14 protein-coding genes are annotated in these 17,547 nt (G+C 69.2%); 7 read left to right on the forward strand and 7 right to left on the reverse strand.

All coding sequences use genetic code 11. The annotated features are described in order from the left end of the window. Positions 1 to 73 precede the first annotated feature (73 nt). Positions 74 to 1,825 (reverse strand): murein biosynthesis integral membrane protein MurJ, encoded by a 1,752-nt coding sequence (gene murJ / locus ABZT18_RS25155; protein ID WP_354993002.1) that lies wholly within the window; start codon positions 1,823 to 1,825, stop codon positions 74 to 76. A gap of 126 nt (positions 1,826 to 1,951) precedes the next feature. Between murJ and ABZT18_RS25160 the strand changes: the two genes are divergently transcribed. Further along, complete coding sequence (locus tag ABZT18_RS25160) at positions 1,952 to 3,412, forward strand: CCA tRNA nucleotidyltransferase (protein ID WP_354993003.1); 1,461 nt, start codon at positions 1,952 to 1,954, stop codon at positions 3,410 to 3,412. Between the two features lie 49 nt (positions 3,413 to 3,461). Here the strand turns inward: ABZT18_RS25160 and ABZT18_RS25165 are convergent, their stop codons facing one another. Both ABZT18_RS25165 and ABZT18_RS25170 read right to left on the reverse strand, forming a co-directional pair. After that, positions 3,462 to 4,997 carry an SPFH domain-containing protein gene (locus tag ABZT18_RS25165; protein ID WP_354993004.1) on the reverse strand — a complete coding sequence of 512 codons (1,536 nt, stop codon included), beginning with the start codon at positions 4,995 to 4,997 and terminating at the stop codon, positions 3,462 to 3,464. 28 nt (positions 4,998 to 5,025) lie between these two features. Further along, positions 5,026 to 5,547, reverse strand: coding sequence for a hypothetical protein (locus tag ABZT18_RS25170; protein WP_354993005.1), 522 nt, complete (start codon positions 5,545 to 5,547; stop codon positions 5,026 to 5,028). Between the two features lie 78 nt (positions 5,548 to 5,625). Here ABZT18_RS25170 and ABZT18_RS25175 point away from each other — a divergent pair, with 78 nt between their 5' ends. Next, positions 5,626 to 6,111, forward strand: coding sequence for a methylated-DNA--[protein]-cysteine S-methyltransferase (locus ABZT18_RS25175; RefSeq protein ID WP_354993006.1), 486 nt, complete (start codon positions 5,626 to 5,628; stop codon positions 6,109 to 6,111). Positions 6,112 to 6,217: 106 nt separating this feature from the next. On the opposite strand, the gene ABZT18_RS25180 is transcribed toward ABZT18_RS25175, so the two are convergent. Both ABZT18_RS25180 and ABZT18_RS25185 read right to left on the reverse strand, forming a co-directional pair. After that, on the reverse strand, positions 6,218 to 7,297 hold the full coding sequence (locus tag ABZT18_RS25180) for an inositol-3-phosphate synthase (RefSeq protein ID WP_354993007.1): 1,080 nt from the start codon (positions 7,295 to 7,297) through the stop codon (positions 6,218 to 6,220). 23 nt (positions 7,298 to 7,320) lie between these two features. Next, entirely contained in the window at positions 7,321 to 7,959 is a 639-nt protein-coding gene (locus ABZT18_RS25185) for a PadR family transcriptional regulator (protein ID WP_354993008.1), read from the reverse strand. Between the two features lie 176 nt (positions 7,960 to 8,135). Here ABZT18_RS25185 and ABZT18_RS25190 point away from each other — a divergent pair, with 176 nt between their 5' ends. The 4 genes from ABZT18_RS25190 to ABZT18_RS25205 all read left to right on the forward strand — a co-directional run bounded on the left by ABZT18_RS25190 (position 8,136) and on the right by ABZT18_RS25205 (position 13,701). After that, a complete protein-coding gene (locus ABZT18_RS25190; protein WP_354993009.1) occupies positions 8,136 to 8,585 on the forward strand; it encodes a DUF5318 domain-containing protein in 450 nt (149 codons plus the stop codon). A 197-nt stretch (positions 8,586 to 8,782) separates the two neighbouring features. Continuing rightward, positions 8,783 to 11,695, forward strand: coding sequence for a transglycosylase domain-containing protein (locus tag ABZT18_RS25195; protein ID WP_354993010.1), 2,913 nt, complete (start codon positions 8,783 to 8,785; stop codon positions 11,693 to 11,695). Between the two features lie 125 nt (positions 11,696 to 11,820). Then, a complete protein-coding gene (locus tag ABZT18_RS25200; RefSeq protein WP_354993011.1) occupies positions 11,821 to 13,341 on the forward strand; it encodes a glycosyltransferase 87 family protein in 1,521 nt (506 codons plus the stop codon). A 78-nt stretch (positions 13,342 to 13,419) separates the two neighbouring features. Continuing rightward, positions 13,420 to 13,701 (forward strand): hypothetical protein, encoded by a 282-nt coding sequence (locus ABZT18_RS25205; protein WP_354993012.1) that lies wholly within the window; start codon positions 13,420 to 13,422, stop codon positions 13,699 to 13,701. On the opposite strand, the gene ABZT18_RS25210 is transcribed toward ABZT18_RS25205, so the two are convergent. Then, positions 13,658 to 15,769, reverse strand: a complete 2,112-nt coding sequence (locus ABZT18_RS25210) for a hypothetical protein (RefSeq protein ID WP_354993013.1) — start codon at positions 15,767 to 15,769, stop codon at positions 13,658 to 13,660. The genes ABZT18_RS25205 and ABZT18_RS25210 overlap by 44 nt on opposite strands. Next, positions 15,766 to 16,557 carry a deoxyribonuclease IV gene (locus ABZT18_RS25215; protein ID WP_354993014.1) on the reverse strand — a complete coding sequence of 264 codons (792 nt, stop codon included), beginning with the start codon at positions 16,555 to 16,557 and terminating at the stop codon, positions 15,766 to 15,768. Before ABZT18_RS25215 ends, ABZT18_RS25210 begins: the two co-directional genes overlap by 4 nt. Positions 16,558 to 17,201: 644 nt before the next feature. On the opposite strand from ABZT18_RS25215, the gene rpsF reads away from it, so the two are divergent. Further along, positions 17,202 to 17,492 carry a 30S ribosomal protein S6 gene (gene rpsF / locus ABZT18_RS25220; RefSeq protein WP_117668160.1) on the forward strand — a complete coding sequence of 97 codons (291 nt, stop codon included), beginning with the start codon at positions 17,202 to 17,204 and terminating at the stop codon, positions 17,490 to 17,492. Positions 17,493 to 17,547: the final 55 nt, after the last annotated feature.

The following is a 17,547-nucleotide window of genomic DNA, read 5'->3' on the forward strand; positions in this document are numbered from 1 at the left end:
GCGTCCCCAGCCTGGTGATCCGCGGTCACGGTCCGTGGGTGCGCCAACTTTTTTTGCGATCGAATGCTCGCGGTCAGCGACCGAGACGGCGGCGGACCATGCCGACCACCTCGGTGATCTCGCTGATCCGCAGCAGCATGGCCAGACCCAGGTAGGTCCCGCCAATGACCGCGCCGCCAATCACGAGCTGGACGATGGCCTCCAGCCGGCTCGGCGTGTCGTCGCCGGGGAGCAGCTTGACCACGAGCAGGCCGACCAGCGCCGCGCCGAGCGCCGCGACCAGGACCCGGCCGAGGGTTCGCATGATCCGACTCAGGCCGATCCGGCCGATTCGCGGACGGAGCAGCCAGGCTGAAGCAACGGCGGCAGCGAGGTACGAGACCGCGTTGCCGATCATCATGCCGGAGGCCGCGAAGCTCGCCGAGAAGGCGGCGAAGAGCACTATCTGGACCCCGGCCCGCAGTGCCACCACCGGAATGTTGACCAGTGCCGGTGTGCGGGTGTCCGGCAACGCATAGAAGGCGAAGGTGAAGAGCTGGCTGATCGCGAACGGCACCAGGGCGACAGCGGCGAAGAAGAGCACCGGCGCCACCGACTGGGCGTTCTGGTCGGTGAACGCTCCGTACCGGAACAGGGTGAAGGCGATCGGTGTGGCGAGCACGGCGTAGCAGACCGCGATGGGAGCGAGCACCGCGGAGACGGTGCGGGTGCCCCGGGACAGGTCAGCAGCCAGGTCGGCGTAGCGGCCGTCGGCCGCGGCGGCGCTCATCCGGGGCATCAGCGCGGTGATGATCGAGACGGCGATGATGCCGTGCGCCATCATCAACAGCAGGAAGACGTTGTTGTAGATCAGCGCACCTGCGGCGTCCTTCGGGACTCTGCTGAGCAGGTTGAAGACCACGACCAGCCCGAGTTGGCTGACCGCCACGTAGCAGAACATCCAGGCGCCGAGGCGGCCGAGTTCACCGAGACCCAACGCGCGGAAGTCGAACCGGAACCGCCAGCGGAATCCCACCTTGCGCAGAGCGGGCAGCAGGCCGGCGGCCTGCACGGCCACACCGAGCAGCGTGCCGCCGCCGATCAGCAGGATCTGCCCGGCGCCCAACTGGCCCGGGTCGAGGATCTTCGCCCCGAAGATCACGATGTAAAGGCCGGCGGTGGCGATCACCACGATGTTGTTCAGGATCGGCGCCCACATTGGCGCGGCGAAGTGACCCCTGGTGTTGAGCACCGCACTGATCAGCGCGCTGAGACCAGTAAAGAAGATCATCGGCAGCATGAGCCGGGCCAGGGCGGTAACGAGATCCTGATAGTCCTGGCTCGACTCGTCGCTGGCGTAGAGCCAGGTCAGCACCGGTGCGAGGATCACCGCCATGACCGCAGCCGCGCCGAGAGCGAGCACCGCGAGGGTCAACAGCCGCTGGGTGTACGCCTGGCCGCCGTCGGCGTCGAACTTCCGCCGGCGGACCAACACCGGGATCAGCACACTCGTGAGGATGCCGCCGAGCAGGAACTCGTAGACCATCCCGGGCAGGATCTGTGCCGTGGTGTAGGCGTTGCCGATCGCTGAGCCGAGCGCGGCGGTCAGCACCAACGTGCGCAGGAAGCCGGTGCCACGGCTGACCAGGCTGCCGATCGCCATCACCGCGCTGTTGGTCGCCGCACTGGCTTCGGCCACCTGCTCCTGCGGCGGCGCGGTCGACTCCATGGCCGGCTGGTTCAGCGGTTCGGCGGAGATGAAGGTGGCGCCGTCTCCCGGGCGCCCACCGGCTCCGGGCCCGCCGTCGTGCGCGGCGTTGGCGCTGCGGTAGAGCCCGCCGCTCATCTCCAGCCTCCCTGGGGTACGTCGAGCCGGGCACCGACCCGCACGCCACAGACCTTAGTCAACCGCTATCCGTTACCCGCGCCCGGCGGATCGGATCACCCCTCGGCCCGATACGCTGGCGGTCCCATGTCCGAAGCCTCCGCTCCCCACGCCGCCGACCGCCGCGAACTCACCGCAGCGCAGCGCAACGCCGTCGCCGAACTGCTCCGGGTTTCCCCGGTCGCCGACGAGTTGGGCCGCCGGTTCGTCCGCGCCGGTCACGAGTTGCACCTGGTGGGCGGTTCGGTGCGGGATGCGCTGCTCGGTCGACTCGGGGACGACCTCGATTTCTGCACCGACGCGCACCCCGACGAGACGCTGCGGATCATCAAGGGTTGGGCAGAGTCGATCTGGGAGACCGGTCGGGAGTTCGGCACCATCGGCGCCCAGCGCGACGGTCTCCGACTGGAGATCACCACCTTCCGCGCGGAGTCGTACGACCAGGTCAGCCGCAACCCGGTGGTCGTGTACGGCACCAGCCTCGACGAGGACCTGAAGCGGCGCGACTTCACGATCAACGCGATGGCGGTCAGCCTGCCGGAGCACCGTTTCACCGACCCGCACGGCGGGTTGGACGACCTCTCGGCCAAGATGATCCGTACTCCCAGCACCCCGCGTGAGTCGTTCGGCGACGACCCGTTGCGGATGCTGCGGGCCGCCCGGTTCGCCGCGCAGTTGCGCTTCGCGGTGCACCCGGACGTGCACACGGCGATGGGCGAGATGGCCGCCGACCTGGACCGGATCACCGCCGAGCGGATCCGAGACGAGTTCACCAAGCTGCTCTGCGGCACCGACCCGATCACCGGGCTGCGGCTGCTGGTCGACACCGGGCTGGCCGAGCGGTTCCTGCCGGAGCTGACCGGGCTGAAGCTGGAGATCGACGAGCACGCCCAGCACAAGGACGTCTACGAGCACACGCTGACGGTCGTCGAGAACGCGATCTCCTTCGAGGATGAGGGCTGCGACTTCATCCTGCGGATGGCCGCCCTCATGCACGACGTGGGTAAGCCGGCGACCAAGGCCGCCGCCCCCGACGGTCGGGTCAGCTTCCACCACCACGAGGTGGTCGGCGCCCGGCTGACCAAGGCCCGCATGAAGGCGATGCGGTACCCCAAGGAGGTCACCGCGAAGGTGACCGGGCTGGTCGCGCTGCACCTGCGCTTCTATGGGTACGGGCGGGGCGAGTGGACCGACTCGGCGGTGCGCCGCTACGTCGCCGACGCCGGTGACCTGCTGCCCCGGCTGCACAAGCTGACCCGCTCGGACTGCACGACCCGCAACCGGCGCAAGGCCGCCCAACTCGCGGCCGACTACGACGCGCTGGAGGATCGGATCGCCCGGATCGCGGCCGAGGAGGACCTGGCCCGGGTTCGGCCCGACCTGGACGGCAATGCGATCATGGAGCTGCTCGGCGTACCGCCGGGGCCGGTGGTCGGACAGGCGTGGAAGCATCTCAAGGAGCAGCGCCTCGAGCACGGTCCGATGGACCGCGACGCCGCTGAGGCGGAGTTGCTGCGCTGGGCCCGCGCCGAGGGCCTGATCGACTGAAGGGCGCCGCCCCCGAGTTCCGGGAGCGGCGCCCGTCGGGCGTTCGGCGTCAGCGGGTCTCGACGGCCGTTCCGTCCACGGCTGCGGTGCCCTTACCGGTCGCAGCGCCGTTGCCGCCCGCGCTGGACCCCGAGCCGAGCCGGGCGAGCAGCCCGGCCAGATCGACCCCGGTCAGGTCGCTGCCGAGCTGGAGGCCCTGGGCCACGTTGCCGGCCACGGCCTTCGTCAGCGACGACGCGCCATCGGTGGAGATGACGGTCATCTTGTCGATCGCCCCGATCGGCGCGCTGGCCGCCGCCACAACCTGCGGCAGCACCTTGACCAGCAGGTCCAGCACCGCCGCCTCCCCGTACGCGGCGAACGCCTCAGCCTTGCGCGCCATCGCGTCCGCCTCGGCCTCACCCTTGGCCAGGATGGCCGCCGCCTCGGCCTGACCTTCCCGCTCCACCGCCTCAGCGATCGCGGAGCGCCGACGCTGCTCGGCCTCACCTTCCTTGGCACCCTCGATCGCGTTCGCCTCGGCGAGCGCGGCACGGCGGGCACGCTCGCCCTCACCGGTGAGCCGCGCCTGCTCGGCGGAGGCCTGCGCGGCGGCGATGACCGACTGCCGTTGCGCGTCCGCGTGCAGCACCGCCGCGGCGCGGGACGCCTCAGCTTCCTGCTCCACCTTGTACCGGGCCGCGTCGGCGGGCTTGCGCACCTCGGTGTCCAGTTGGCGCTGCTTGAGTTCGGCGTTGCGCTCGGCGACCTTCTGCTGCTCGGAGAGGATCGCCTGGTCCCGCTCCGCCTGGGCGAGCGGTCCGGCTGCCGCCGACTTCGCCTTGGCCGCGTCGATCTCCGCCTGGATGCCGGCCTGCTTGAGGGACAGGTTCCGGTTGGCCTCGGCGATGGCCTCCTCGGCGAGCAGCCGCTCCTGCTCGGCCTGCTGCCGGGCGCGTGCCTCGGCGATCGCCGCGTCCTTGAGCACCCGGGCGGCCTCGGGCCGGCCCAGGTCCTGCAGGTAGGACCCCTCGGCAAGGATGTCCTGGAGCTGGAAGGTGTCCAGCACCAGACCCTGGTTGGTCATCGAGTGTTCGGCCTCCTCGGCCACCGCGCTGGCGAACGCAGCCCGGTCCCGGATGACCTCCTCGACGGTGAGCCGGCCGACGATCGAGCGCAGCGCGCCGGCGAGCACCTCACGGGTGAAGTTGTCGATCTCATCCTGTTGGTTCAGAAACCGCTGAGCGGCGGCCCGGATCGCGTCCTCGGTGCCGCCGACCTTGACGATCGCCACGCCGTGCAGGTCAGCTCGGATGCCCTGCTTGCTCACCGCACCCCGGATGCCGACGTCGATCCGCCGGCTGGACAGGTCGAGCGACTGGAGCTTCTGCACCACCGGCAGCACGAAGACCGAGGCGCCCAGCACGACCTTCTGCCCGGAGTTGTCGGTCGACCGGCCGCCGTCGGCGGTCTGGGTGGTGCGGCCCTTGCGGCCGGTGACGATGAACGCCTCGTTCGGGCCCGCCACCTTGATCCGGGAGAGCACGAAGAACACCAGGATGAGCACGAGGAGGATCGCGCCACCGATGGCGATTAATAGGGCCATAAAGGAGTCCCGTCTAAAAGGTAGGAAGTCAGTAGGTCTCGACCTGAACGCTGGTCTCGCTGAGCGCCTGCACGACGAAGATCTGGGCGCCGATCGGGATCGGCTGGTCCGCGCGGGCGCTGAGCTTGACCGGTTGGCCGGCGAGGCGCACCCGGACCTCGCCGTAGCCGTCGGCGGGCACCGGGGTGACGACCAGGCCGAGCGCGCCGACCAGGTCGTCGCGGGTGGGGGTGGGGTCGGTGCGCATGTTCCGCGCCGCCCGGCTCAGCCGGGACGCCATCCAGCCGGTGGGCACGGCGGCGAGCACGCCGCCGGCCGCCGCGCCGACGATCATGCCTGGTGTACGCGCACCGAGCAGTTCGTTGACGATGGCCGCGCCGAACCCGAACGCCCCGGCGAAGCCGGCGACCGTCTCGGTCGAGATCGGTCCGTCCACGTCGGCGTGCCCGAAGTGCAGCAGTTCGCTGCCGAGCAGCGCGAGCGCCAGTACCCCGACACCCGCCCCGCCGATGATCAGAAAGATGAGCGTCCCCGTTGCCACGACCTGCACGGTATCGACGCCGTGCAACGTCGATCGGTTCCTGGGGCGGGGTACGCCCGGGTCGCCCGGGTCGGGGAGAATGGGCCGATGCGCTGGACCGTGCTCGACTCACCGATCGGCGAGTTCTCCGTCGCCACCGATGGCACGAGTGTCTGCGGCGCCCACTTCGGCCGGGTTGAGGCGGCCACCGAGGCACCTGACCATGCGCTGTCCCGGCAGGCCGTCGCCGAGCTGCGGGCGTACTTCGCCGGCGAGTTGACCGCGTTCACCGTCTCGGTGTCGATGCCGCGCGGTTCGGAGTTCGAGCGGGCCGTGTGGCGGGAGATGACCCGCATTCCGTACGGCGAGACGCTGACGTACGGCGAGGTGGCCCGTCGGGTCGGCGATACCGGCGCGGCCCGGGCGGTTGGTGTGGCCTGCAACCGCAACCCCGTCCCGGTGATCGTGCCGTGTCACCGGATCGTCGGCGCAGGCGGCAAGTTGGTCGGTTTCGGTGGCGGCCTACCCCGCAAGGTCAAGCTGCTGGAGTTGGAGGCCGGGGTCGCCCTGCGACACGCCTGGAGCGAGCGTTGACGAGGCGGCGCTGCGGCTGTCGCCGTACCTGAAGATGTCGAACTGAACGCGGCGAGGGCCGGGTCCATACGGACCCGGCCCTCGGTCGTGCCTGTTGATCAGCGGGTCAGCGCTCGACCTCACCGGCGATGAACTCCTCGACGGCCTGGTGGGCGTCGTGGTCGGCGTACTGCACCGGCGGGGACTTCATGAAGTACGACGAGGCCGACAGGATCGGGCCGCCGATCTTCCGGTCCAGCGCGATCTTCGCAGCCCGGACCGCGTCGATGATGACGCCGGCCGAGTTCGGAGAATCCCACACCTCGAGCTTGAGCTCGGCCATGAGCGGGGTGTCACCGAACGAGCGGCCCTCCAGGCGGATGTACGCCCACTTGCGGTCGTCCAGCCACGGCACGTGGTCCGACGGGCCGATGTGCACGTCGCTCTTGCTCATCTCGTGCGGGATCTGCGAGGTGACCGACTGGGTCTTCGAGATCTTCTTCGAGACCAGCCGCTTACGCTCCAGCATGTTCATGAAGTCCATGTTGCCGCCGAAGTTGAGCTGGTACGTGCGCAGCAGCTCGACACCGCGGTCCTCGAAGAGCTTCGCCAGAGCACGGTGCACGATGGTGGCACCGACCTGGCTCTTGATGTCGTCACCGACGATCGGCAGGCCAGCGTCGGTGAACTTCTGGGCCCACTCCGGGTCCGAGGCGATGAAGACCGGCAGGGCGTTGACGAACGCGCAGCGCGCGTCGATCGCGGCCTGAGCGTAGAACTTGGCGGCCTGCTCAGAGCCGACCGGCAGGTAGCAGACGACGACGTCGACCTGTGCGTCGCGCAGCGCCTGCGCCACGTCGACGGGGGCGGCGTCGGACTCCTCGACGATCTCGCGGTAGTACTGGCCCAGACCGTCGAAGGTCGGACCGCGCTGCACGGACACGCCGGTCGGCGGTACGTCACAGAGCTTGATGGTGTTGTTCTCGCTGGCGACGATCGCCTCCGAGAGGTCCATGCCCACCTTCTTGGCGTCCACGTCGAACGCCGCGACGAACTCCACGGCGGAGACGTGGTAGTCGCCGAAGGCGACGTGCATGAGACCCGGGACGCGGTCGTTCGGGTTGGCGTTCCGGTAGTACTCGACGCCCTGAACCAGGGACGAGGCGCAGTTACCCACACCGACGATGGCGACGCGGACGGAGCCCATAGCGTCTGCCTCCTTCTTTTCTGTCACGGCCGCTCATTCCTGGTCTCTCCAGGCGGAGGCGGGCTGTTGTCTTCTCGTCGGCCACCGGCCGTCCCGATGTTCGGGACCGTCGGGGCTCGGCCGGAGCGCTCGTTGGCGATGAGCTCCTCCAGCCAGCGGACCTCGCGCTCACAGGCATCAAGGCCGTGGCGCTGCAGTTCCAGCGTGTAAGCGTCGAGGCGCTCGGCCGCCCGGCCCAGCACGTCACGAAGCCCTTCGCGACGCTCCTCGATCTTGCGGCGGCGACCCTCCAGAATGCGAAGGCGGGTCGCCTGGTCGGTCCGGGCGAAGAACGCGAAGTGCACCCCGAAGCCCGTGTCGTCGTACGTCTCGGGCCCGGCCTGTGCAATCAGCTGGGCGAAGCGTTCCTTGCCTTCCGCGGTGATTTTGTAGACCACCCGACCTCGTCGGCTGGTCAGCGCGGGAACCTCCTCGGCGGTGGCGGGTGTTTCGGCGGCTTCGGTGATCCATCCCCCCGCCTGCAACCTGCGCAGGGTGGGGTAGAGCGAGCCGTAGCTGATCGCCGCCCGGATCGCGCCGAGTTTGGCGGTCAGCTCCTTGCGCAGCTCATAGCCGTGCATCGGAGACTCCTGCAGGAGGCCGAGGATGGCGAACTCAAGCACTGCTGCCATCCTCTCTTTACCCCCGGCGTGGAGTGGTAACCGCCGCGATGTATCGGACCGATACATCGCACGTTAGCGGGTCGCGCGGGCCAGGGCAAACCCCCGTTCCGGGATGCTGTCGTCACGGATCGTGAGCGTGGTCGCCTGGTCGGGCCCGACCGCGTACCCTTCTTCGCATGCGTACGCAGCGCCAGGTCGTCGACTACTCGCTTCAGAAGCGAGCAGTGCTGCGTGAGCTCCTGGCCGGGCGGGTCGGCACGTACGACGTCTGCGACGCGTCGCCGTACCTGAAGAACGCCGCCCGGTTCCACGGTGAGCCGACCGACCGGCGCTGCCCGATTTGCCGGAGCGAGAACCTGACCCTCGTCCATTACATTTACGGCGACGAACTCAAGCAGTCCGCCGGGCAGGCCCGCACACTGACCGAGTTACCCGTGCTGGCGATGACGCTGCGTGAGTTCCAGGTCTTCGTGGTGGAGGTGTGCCTCGGCTGTGACTGGAACCATCTCGTCGAGCAGTACCTGCTCGGCCGGGACGGTCTGACCGGTGACGGTGACGGCACCGGAACGCAGAACGCGGCGGGCGCCGAAGGTGTCGGTCGGCGGAGGCGAGAGGCGCAACGGTGATCGCAGCTGGTTGGACCGGCCCCGGGGTCGTAGACGAAACCCGGGAAGGCCAACCGCTCGTTGGTCCGATTGGCCCCATTAATACAGCAATAACCCCGGTGGAACGGCACCCCCGTGCCGGTGTCCAGGGTGAAGCAACTCACGGCAACCCGGTGGCGGCGCAGCCGCGCCCCACCGCGACCGGCAGGGTGTGAGGAATGAACTCGTACGGCGATCCCAGTTCTGCGCGCGGACGGGCCCAGTACCCCGGCCCGGACGGTGAACCCGGACCTGGCGCGGACGACGCGTACCGCCGACCCGGCGGTGACTCCCGCGAGAGCGGCTGGTCGGCCTCGGAAGGCGGCACGGCAACCCCGGGCCGCGCCTCCGTGGCCCCACGGCCCGCCGGTGGGCGAGCCACGGTCGGCGGCTCCGCCTCGGTGCCACAGCGTGGCGCTGCGGCCGCCGGGTCAGCCTCGGTGGGTTCGGCAGCCCCGGGCCGAGCCGGGCGGGCCTCGGTGCCGGTGTCGCCGGCACCGGGCGCGGCCGCCGGTCGCGCCGGTGCGGGCCGCGCCTCGGTGCCCGTGTCCCCGGCGCCGGGCGCACCGGCAGGTCGGGCCGTGGTCGGTGCCGCCGCCGTCGGTGCAGCCTCTGTCGGCACCGCCTCGGCGGGACGGGCCAGTGTCGGCTCCGCCTCGGTGGGTGGCCGTGCCGCGGTCGCCCGGGCGAGCGTCTCACCGGTCTCCGGTCGCCCTGGTGGGCCAGGTGGCCCGGGCGGGCCGAACGGTCCGGGTCGGGGCGGTCGTGGTGCGGGTGACGCGGGCGCCGCGCGGGCAAAGAAGCGCAAGCGGATGAACCTGCTGATCGCCGGGTTCGCGGTCTTCATCATGCTGGCCGGCGTCGGTGTGGTCGGGTTCACCTACTACTCGACCAACGTGGTGCTTCCCGACGAGATCACCCCGCCGCAGGCGACCACTCTGTACGCCTTTGACAACAAGACCATCATCGCCAAGGTGGGCGATCAGAACCGCACCCTGGTCACCATCGACCAGATTCCCGAGTGGGTGCAGAACGCGGTGGCCGCCGCCGAGGACCGGAACTTCTACCGGCACTCCGGTGTGGATTACAAGGGCATTGCCCGGGCTGGCTGGAACAACATCTCCGGTGGTGACAAGCAGGGTGCCTCCACGATCACCCAGCAGTACGCGCGCAACGCCTACGACAATCTGAAGGACGACACCTACGCCCGGAAGGTGAAGGAGGCGATCCTTGCCTCCAAGCTCAACGACGAGTACACGAAGCCGCAGATCATGCAGCACTACCTCAACGTGATCTACTTCGGCCGAGGCGCCTATGGCATCGAAGCGGCGGCCCAGACCTACTTCGGCAAGCCGGTGAGCAAGCTTGATCCGGCCGAGGGTGCGGTGCTCGCGGCCCTGATCAAGCAGCCGGAGCCCAGTTCCACCCACCAGGGGTACGACCCGGCGATCAACCCGACTGCTGCCCAGGATCGCTGGAACTACGTGATCGAGGGCATGGTAAAGGAGGGCTGGCTGGGTGTGGCCGGCAAGCCGGAGCGGCCTGCCGCATATCCGAAGACCATCAAGGCCCCGAAGAAGGGCGGCATCGGCGTCGACTTCGGCGTCGACACGCCGTACGGCAATGTAATCAACTACGTCCGGGAAGAGATGCGGGACAAAGGCATCTGCGTCGACAAGGAGACGCAGGTGACGGACGCGAAGCCGCTGTGCTCCCAGGCGCTGATGGCGGGCGGCTACCGGATCCGCACCACCATGGACACCAAGATTCAGGCAGCGGCGGTCGAGACGGCCCAGCGCAAGTCCAAGGACTCCGAGTTGGCCGGTCAGCGAAGCAACATCATGGCCGCGGTGGTGTCGATCGACCCCACCAACGGTCGGGTCGTCGCGTACTACGGCGGTGACAACGGCACCGGCACCGACTATGCCGGCAAGAACACCGACTCCAGCGGGGCGATCAGCGGCGGTCACTCGCCCGGTTCAAGCTTCAAGATCTACACCCTGGCGGCCGCACTCAAGGAGAAGAAGTCGCTCGAGTCTCGGTGGAAGGGCAAGGCCTTCACCCCGGAGGGCACCAAGTTCAAGGTCAGCAACGCCGGCAAGGACAACCCCGACTGCGGCAACTCCTGCACACTGAGGTTGTCGACGCTTCAGTCCCTGAACGTGCCGTTCTACTACGTCACCGAGGAGATCGGCGCGGACAAGGTCGTGGACATGGCCAAGCAGGCCGGCGTCACCACCATGTGGCGCACGGACACCAACCCGGCGAAGGCCTACGACCTGACCAAGACCAACCCGAAGGACATCACGCCGGAGCCGTTCTTCAACGTGGTCGGCTACGGTCAATACCCGATCACGGTGCTGGACCACGCCAACGGCGTTGCCACCTTCGCCAACGGGGGCGTCTACAACAAGGCGCACTTCCTGTACTCGGTGGAGAAGCAGAACCCGAACACCGGTAAGTGGGACAAGGTCTACGGCGAGAAGCTCGACTCGAAGCGGAGAATCGACAAGAGCGTCGTGGACGACGTGACGTCCGTGCTGAAGGACTACCCGGCCGCTGTCAACCACCGGCTCGATGACGGTCGCAAGGCGGCGTCCAAGACCGGCACCTGGGAACTCAAGGACGACAGCGAGGACAACGGCGACGCCTGGATGATCGGTTACACGCCACAGTTGGCCACTGCGGTGTGGGTGGGCAACGTGAAGGACCGGAAGCCACTCATTCTCAAGGACGGCCGTAAGGTCAGTGGTGGAAACCTCCCGGGCGACATCTGGGAGCGGTTCATGAACGAGGCGCTGAAGGGCAAACCGAAGGTCGACTTCCCGCCAGCGGCGAACGTCGGCGACCCGGACTCCGGAAACGGTGAAGCACCGCCACCGCCACCCCCGCCGACGATCCCGGGTCTGCCCGGCCTGCCCGGTGCCTGTGACCCGCTGACCGACCCGTTCTGTCCGCGTAACGGCGGCAACAACGGTGGTAACAACGGTGGTAACAACGGCGGCAACAACGGTGGTAACAATCCCGGCGGGCCCGGTGCAGGTGGCGGCGGCGGCGGACTGCTGCCAGGCTTACCGCCTGATCGGGACTGACCCGTACCTCTGCACGATGCCGCCGCCGGCCGGACGACCTGTCCGGCCGGCGGCGGCGTTTTCGTACCCGGATCTCCGCGTCGGGGCGGGACGGGCACCCCCGTCGTACGGCAGGATGCCTCTTCATGAGCACCCAGTCGACGCCCGGCATCGACGACGCCGGAACCACCGACCACCCGTCCCGCTCCGATGGGTTCGTCCGCGGCATCTCCGGCATGATCGGTGGCCCGCTGGGCGACCACGCGACGGCGCTGGACCGGCCGGCCGGCCGGGAACGCCGCTTCTGGACTGCCGTCCGGATCGTGCTGGCGATGGTCTGCCTCACGCTCGCGCTGCACTGGGTGCAGAAGTCGCCCTGCCAGGACGGCGCCTGGCAGAACAACGTCCAGTACACGCGGTTCTGCTACACCGACGTCCTCGCCCTCTACTACGCCGAGGGACTCAACGAGGGCAAGGTGCCCTACCGTGACCACCCGGTGGAGTACCCGGTGCTGACCGGCTACTTCATGGGGGCGCTGGGCCTGCCGGTGCACGCCATCGGTGACGGCGACCCGAGCATCAACCAGGGCCAGTGGTTCTACAACCTCAACGCGCTGGTGCTGGGTGCGCTCGCGGTGGCCACCGTGGCGGTGATCCTGGCGCTGCGCCGCCGACGACCCTGGGACGCCGCGTTGTTCGCGCTCGCCCCGGCGTTGGTGCTCACCGCCACCGTCAACTGGGACCTGCTCGCCATCGGGCTGGCGGCGTTCGGGCTGCTGGCCTGGGCCCGGAAACGACCGGCGGTGGCCGGCGTACTGCTCGGGCTCGCCGGTGCGGCGAAACTCTGGCCGCTGTTCATTCTCGGCCCGATTCTGGTGCTGGCGCTGCGGGCCGCCCGGCTACGCGCCGCGCTCATCGCGGTCGGCAGCGCCATCGGCGCCCTGGTGTTGGTGAACCTGCCCCCCGCGCTGGCGTATCCGGAAAACTGGGACCGGTTCTTCGAGCTCAACAGCACCCGACCCATCGACTGGGGCACGTTCTGGTACATCGGACGCTACCTGGACGGCAAGGTCGGCAACGACCCCGCCCGGCTCGGCCCGTTCGAGTGGCTGAACGTCAACATCCCCACCCTCAACACCCTCTCGTACGCCCTGTTCGGGCTGGCCTGCCTCGGTGTGGCCGTGCTGGCGCTGCGGGCGCCGCGCCGACCGCGGCTGGCGCAGTTGGCCTTCCTGGTGGTCGCCGCGTTCCTCATCTTCAGCAAGGTGTGGTCGCAGCAGTTCGTGCTGTGGCTGCTGCCGCTGGTGGTGCTGGCCCGGCCGAAGTGGGGTGCCATCCTGGCCTGGCAGATCGCCGAGGTCTGCTACTTCGTCGCCTTCTACGGTGAGCTGCTCGGCGCGGCGACGAGCCGCCCGGTCTTCCCGGAAGGGGTGTTCGTGCTGGCCTCGACGTTGCGGTTGGCCACTGTGGTGGTGCTCTGCGTCCTGGTCGTCAAGGAGATCCTGCACCCCGAGCGGGACGCGGTGCGGGCCACCTATCCTGACGACCCGGACGGAGGTGTCCTGGACGGCGCACCCGATGCCCCCTGGATAGACCGCTGGCGCCCACGTGGCAGCACACCAGCGATGGCCAGCTCCGAACCCGTCGCCAGCGAGTCGGGCCGTTAACCGGAGGCCGACATCGGACTGAGCGGTACGACTGCCGTCAACTGGATCCTGCCCGGCCTGTTCGTCGTAATCTGGATCGTGCAGCTCGTCAACCGCCGGGTCTCCGGATGGTTCTTCGGTCTCGCCAGCTGTGTAGCCCTGCTGTGTTTCCCCGCGGGCATCGTCGCCAGTCGCATGGAATTGAGCGGCATCGACTGCACCGCGGGGAATCTGTGCTTCTCCGCCAACGAGGTCCAGTGGTGGCTCAGCGGCGTGCTCGCGCTGTTCACCGTGGCCGCAGTGGCGATCGTGTCGGTCGTCCTACGGCCGGTCGGCATCACAACCGGAAGACCACCGCGTCGCCGACATCCTGCCGGCTGATGCCGAGCGACTCGACGGGTGCGTCGATGCTGATCTCCCAGGGTGTGCCCGCCACCTGCCCGCGCAGCAACACCACCGTGCGGACGCCGAGCGTGCGCAGGTAGTCGACGCTGGTCTGGTCGGGGAACGACTGGCTCACCCGACGGACGTCGTCGAGTTGGCGCGGGGTGAAGCCGCTACCGCCGTTGACCACGTCGGGGAACCCGCTGGTCGACCAGAGCATGACGTGCTGGTCCAGGCTCTGGTTGCTGGGCAGCACCAGCAGGGGCCCCTCCGCCATACGCATCGCGGCCGGTTGGGTCGGCACCACCGGATGGGGCGTGCTGTTCAGGCCCTCGATGGTGACCAGCAGCAGCGGCAGCAGGGTGGCCATCCGCAGCCACGGCCCCGGCCACGACGGGATCCGCTGCGCGGTCAGCTCGCGGACCCGGTCGGTGAGCGCGGTGACCGCGCCCGCCGCGAGCAGGCCAAGTAACAACGTGGTCCAGAGCATCAACCGACCAGGGGTACGCAGCGCACTCCAGCCCGGCACGTGCTCGAAGAGCGGCACGTAGGTGAAGGTGCCGTCGAAGAAACGGGTGCCCATCGCGAAGGCCATCGTCACCAGCACCCCGGCGAGCAGCAGCAGTCGGTGTCGCAGCCGCCAGACCGAGAAGAACAGCCCACCCGCGGCGAGCGCGTAGAGCACAAAGCCCGGCAGGAGTGTCATCTCCGGGTGCCACGGCAGCGCCGCGCGCGCCCCCTCGTGCAACCCACCCCAGATCCTCGACTCGGTGGGCGCCGTCACGAAACCCGACGCCGGCGGCGAGAAGATGCTGATGTCACGGATGGTGCGCTCGGCGTACGGATGCAGCTCGGTCACCTTGAAGAACGGGAACGCCATCAGCAGCCCCACACCGGCGAACAACAACCCGCCGAGCAGGTCGGCGACGAACAACCGGCGACCGAACGGCACGGCCTGGCCGGTGCGCAGCCGTCGCGCGTAGAAGAGGACGACGACGACCAGCACCCCGCCGGCCATGATGTACGCGAACGGCAGCCCGATGCCGAAGCCGAGGCTGAGCTGCCAGGCCGCCACCAACCAACCGGCGTAGACCCAACCGTCGTGCCGGCGCTCGGGTCGGTAACCGTGCCGCAGGGACCAGCCGTGCCCGCGCGCCAACATCGCCAGCGCCAGCGGAATCCCGCCGTTGGAGAGCACGTGCAGGTGCCCGGCCTGGGACAGCAACCACGGCGCGTAGGTGTAGCTGACGCCAGCAACGGCCGCGCCGATGCGGCCAGCCCCGAGCTGTCGGGCCAGCGCGTATGCCCCGAGCGTCGCGAGCGCGTGCGCCAACACGAACATGATGTTGTAGCGCAGCACCGCGTCCTCGGGGCCGCTGCCGAGCATCCCGGCCGGGGCGTAGCCGAGCAGTGTGTCGGAGAACGCGAAGCTCCACAGCTCGGGGAAGAACGTGTTGGACTGCCACAGGCGCGCCGGCTCAGTCAGCAGGATGTGCCCGGACCACGCCATCTGCCAGGCCTGCAGGCTCGGGTCCCAGTAGTCCTGCGGGAGTGTGTAGCGCGGATAGCGCAGCGTCGGCCAGGTCATCAGCACGGCCAGTGCCAGCGCGCCGAGGCTGGCCAGGGTCCACTCGTGGATCAGGAACCGGCCGACGGCCCGGCCTGCCCGGCTGAAAACGGAGGGCACCGGCTCCGGAGCGGAGGCGAACGCCTCCCAACGCTCCGGGCCGACCGGCTTCGCCTCACTCTCGGCGTCGCCCGCCTTCTCATCCTTGCCTGGGTCGCTGTCCTTGCCTGCGTCGTCTTTGGTCGCGTCGCCGTCCTTGGCTGGGCCGCTGTTCTTGGCCGCGCCGTCCTTGGTCGCGTCGGTGACCTTGGCTGCGTCGCTGTCTTCGGCCGCGTCGTTCGTCGCGGGGTCGGAGTCGCCATTCTGGGAGGCGGTGTCGAAGGTTCGAGCCGGCTGGGCGGGGGTGCTCGTCGCGGACGCGGTGGCGGGTCCGATCTCGGGGTCCGCGCCGGCGGAGGTGGGCCGGGCCTTCCCGGTCCCGGGCTGTCCGGTCGTCATGCTGCCGGGCTCTCCGTCCCGAGCTGCTGACGGAGGAAGTCGATGTCGCCGGCCTGGCCGGGTACGCCGCCCGGTGTCTCGACGACCACCGGCGCCCCGGCCGCCCGGATCACCGCCACCACCAATTCCGGGTCGATCGTCCCGCCGCCCAGGTTGTCGTGCCGGTCCTGGCCGGAGTTGAACGCGCCCTTGGAGTTGTTGGCGTGCACCAGGTCGATCCTCCCGGTGATCGCCTTGACCCGATCGACGAGGCCGAGCAGCTCCTCGCCCCCCGCGTACGCGTGGCAGGTGTCCAGGCAGAAGCCGACCTCGTAGTCGCCGATGGCGTCCCAGAGTCGGGCGAGCGCGTCCAGTCGTCGGGCGCACGCGTTGTCGCCGCCGGCGGTGTTCTCGATCAGGACCGGCACGCCGAAGCCGCCGGAGTCGGCTGCGTACGCGAAGGTCTTGCGCCAGTTGTCGAAGCCGACGGCCAGGTCGTCGCCGGCGTTGACGTGCCCACCGTGGACGATCAGGCCCTTGGCGTCGATGGCGGCGGCCGCGTTGGCGTGCCCGAGCAGCAGCTTTCGGCTGGGGATCCGGATGCGGTTGTTGAGGGTGGCCACGTTGATGACGTACGGCGCGTGCACGTAGAGGTCGACCTCGGCCGCGCGCAGCCGCTCCGCGTCCTCCCGCGGCTTGGGTGCCTTCCACCCCTGTGGGTCGGAGAGGAAGAACTGCACGGTGTCGGCAGACCGGGCGGCCGCCTCTGCCAGCGGGTCGGTCGAATCGACGTGGGCTCCGATACGCATGCGAGCGAGCCTACGTCGCGCCCCGGACGGCCGGGGCGACGGCCGAGGCGTTGTCGCGTGCGGCCGCGTCACCGCAGGGACCGACGATCGTTGATGGGATTGAACCGGCGACCAGCGCCCGGTCCCGCCGGCGGCGCGAGCGCCGCGTACGGCGATCGGTGGTCGACGGCCGACGGCCGACAGCGAGGTCACCCCACCGCGCGGCCCGGCGCGGCGGGGGACGGCCCTTCGCACACCGGACCTGGACCGATGAAGAATCTCGGAAATTTGTGCTTTTCCCCCCGACAAGGTACGAGTGCCGTTGTATCGTCGGATAACAACATGATAAAGCTCCGCGGGGCGTCTTCAGTCCAACCTCATCGGTGTGGTCGTTCCTCCCCAGGTCCCACCCAAGGAATGCGGACGGGACGCCCCGCGGCCTCGTTGACGGGGGTCCACCACCGGCCGGTAGACGGTCGGGCGGCGGACCCCCGTCAGCACGTCCGGGAGCTGACCCGACCACCCCCAGCATGATCGTCCGGACCAGGTATCCTGGTCAGGTTGTCCGCGTCCGGCCGAGTTCCCTCGGCACGTGCGGGCAGCGACGCACGACCTCCTGCCACGGAAGGACCGTGGCCGCCTAGCCCACAGGAGGTGAGCACGTCTTGCGTCATTACGAAGTAATGGTGATCCTCGACTCCAGTCTCGAGGAACGCACCGTCGCCCCGTCGCTCGACACGTACCTGAACGTGATCCGGACCGCGGGTGGCTCGGTTGAGAAGACCGACGTGTGGGGCCGCCGGCGCCTCGCGTACGAGATCAACAAAAAGGCCGAGGGCATCTACGCCGTCATCGACCTGCAGGCCACGCCTGCTGCGGTGGCCGAGCTGGACCGTCAGCTGCGACTCAACGAGTCCGTGTTGCGCACCAAGGTCATCCGGCCGGAAATGCGCTAAGCATCCAAACCCCCGGTTCGTCCGGATCAGCCTCCACGGCTCTGTCGTACGGCTC

Origin of the sequence: Micromonospora sp. NPDC005291, assembly GCF_040607415.1 — a bacterium.
In the GTDB taxonomy this organism is placed as follows: Bacteria; Actinomycetota; Actinomycetes; order Mycobacteriales; family Micromonosporaceae; genus Micromonospora.

Excerpts from the sequence above, each read along its gene's own strand:
- ABZT18_RS25215 (WP_354993014.1), bottom strand. The coding sequence starts at position 16,557 with ATGCGTATCGGAGCCCACGTCGATTCGACCGACCCGCTGGCAGAGGCG.
- ABZT18_RS25190 (WP_354993009.1), top strand. The coding sequence starts at position 8,136 with ATGCGTACGCAGCGCCAGGTCGTCGACTACTCGCTTCAGAAGCGAGCA.
- ABZT18_RS25175 (WP_354993006.1), top strand. The coding sequence starts at position 5,626 with ATGCGCTGGACCGTGCTCGACTCACCGATCGGCGAGTTCTCCGTCGCC.
- ABZT18_RS25160 (WP_354993003.1), top strand. The coding sequence starts at position 1,952 with ATGTCCGAAGCCTCCGCTCCCCACGCCGCCGACCGCCGCGAACTCACC.
- ABZT18_RS25180 (WP_354993007.1), bottom strand. The coding sequence starts at position 7,297 with ATGGGCTCCGTCCGCGTCGCCATCGTCGGTGTGGGTAACTGCGCCTCG.
- murJ (WP_354993002.1), bottom strand. The coding sequence starts at position 1,825 with ATGAGCGGCGGGCTCTACCGCAGCGCCAACGCCGCGCACGACGGCGGG.
- ABZT18_RS25195 (WP_354993010.1), top strand. The coding sequence starts at position 8,783 with ATGAACTCGTACGGCGATCCCAGTTCTGCGCGCGGACGGGCCCAGTAC.
- ABZT18_RS25210 (WP_354993013.1), bottom strand. The coding sequence starts at position 15,769 with ATGACGACCGGACAGCCCGGGACCGGGAAGGCCCGGCCCACCTCCGCC.
- ABZT18_RS25200 (WP_354993011.1), top strand. The coding sequence starts at position 11,821 with ATGAGCACCCAGTCGACGCCCGGCATCGACGACGCCGGAACCACCGAC.
- ABZT18_RS25165 (WP_354993004.1), bottom strand. The coding sequence starts at position 4,997 with ATGGCCCTATTAATCGCCATCGGTGGCGCGATCCTCCTCGTGCTCATC.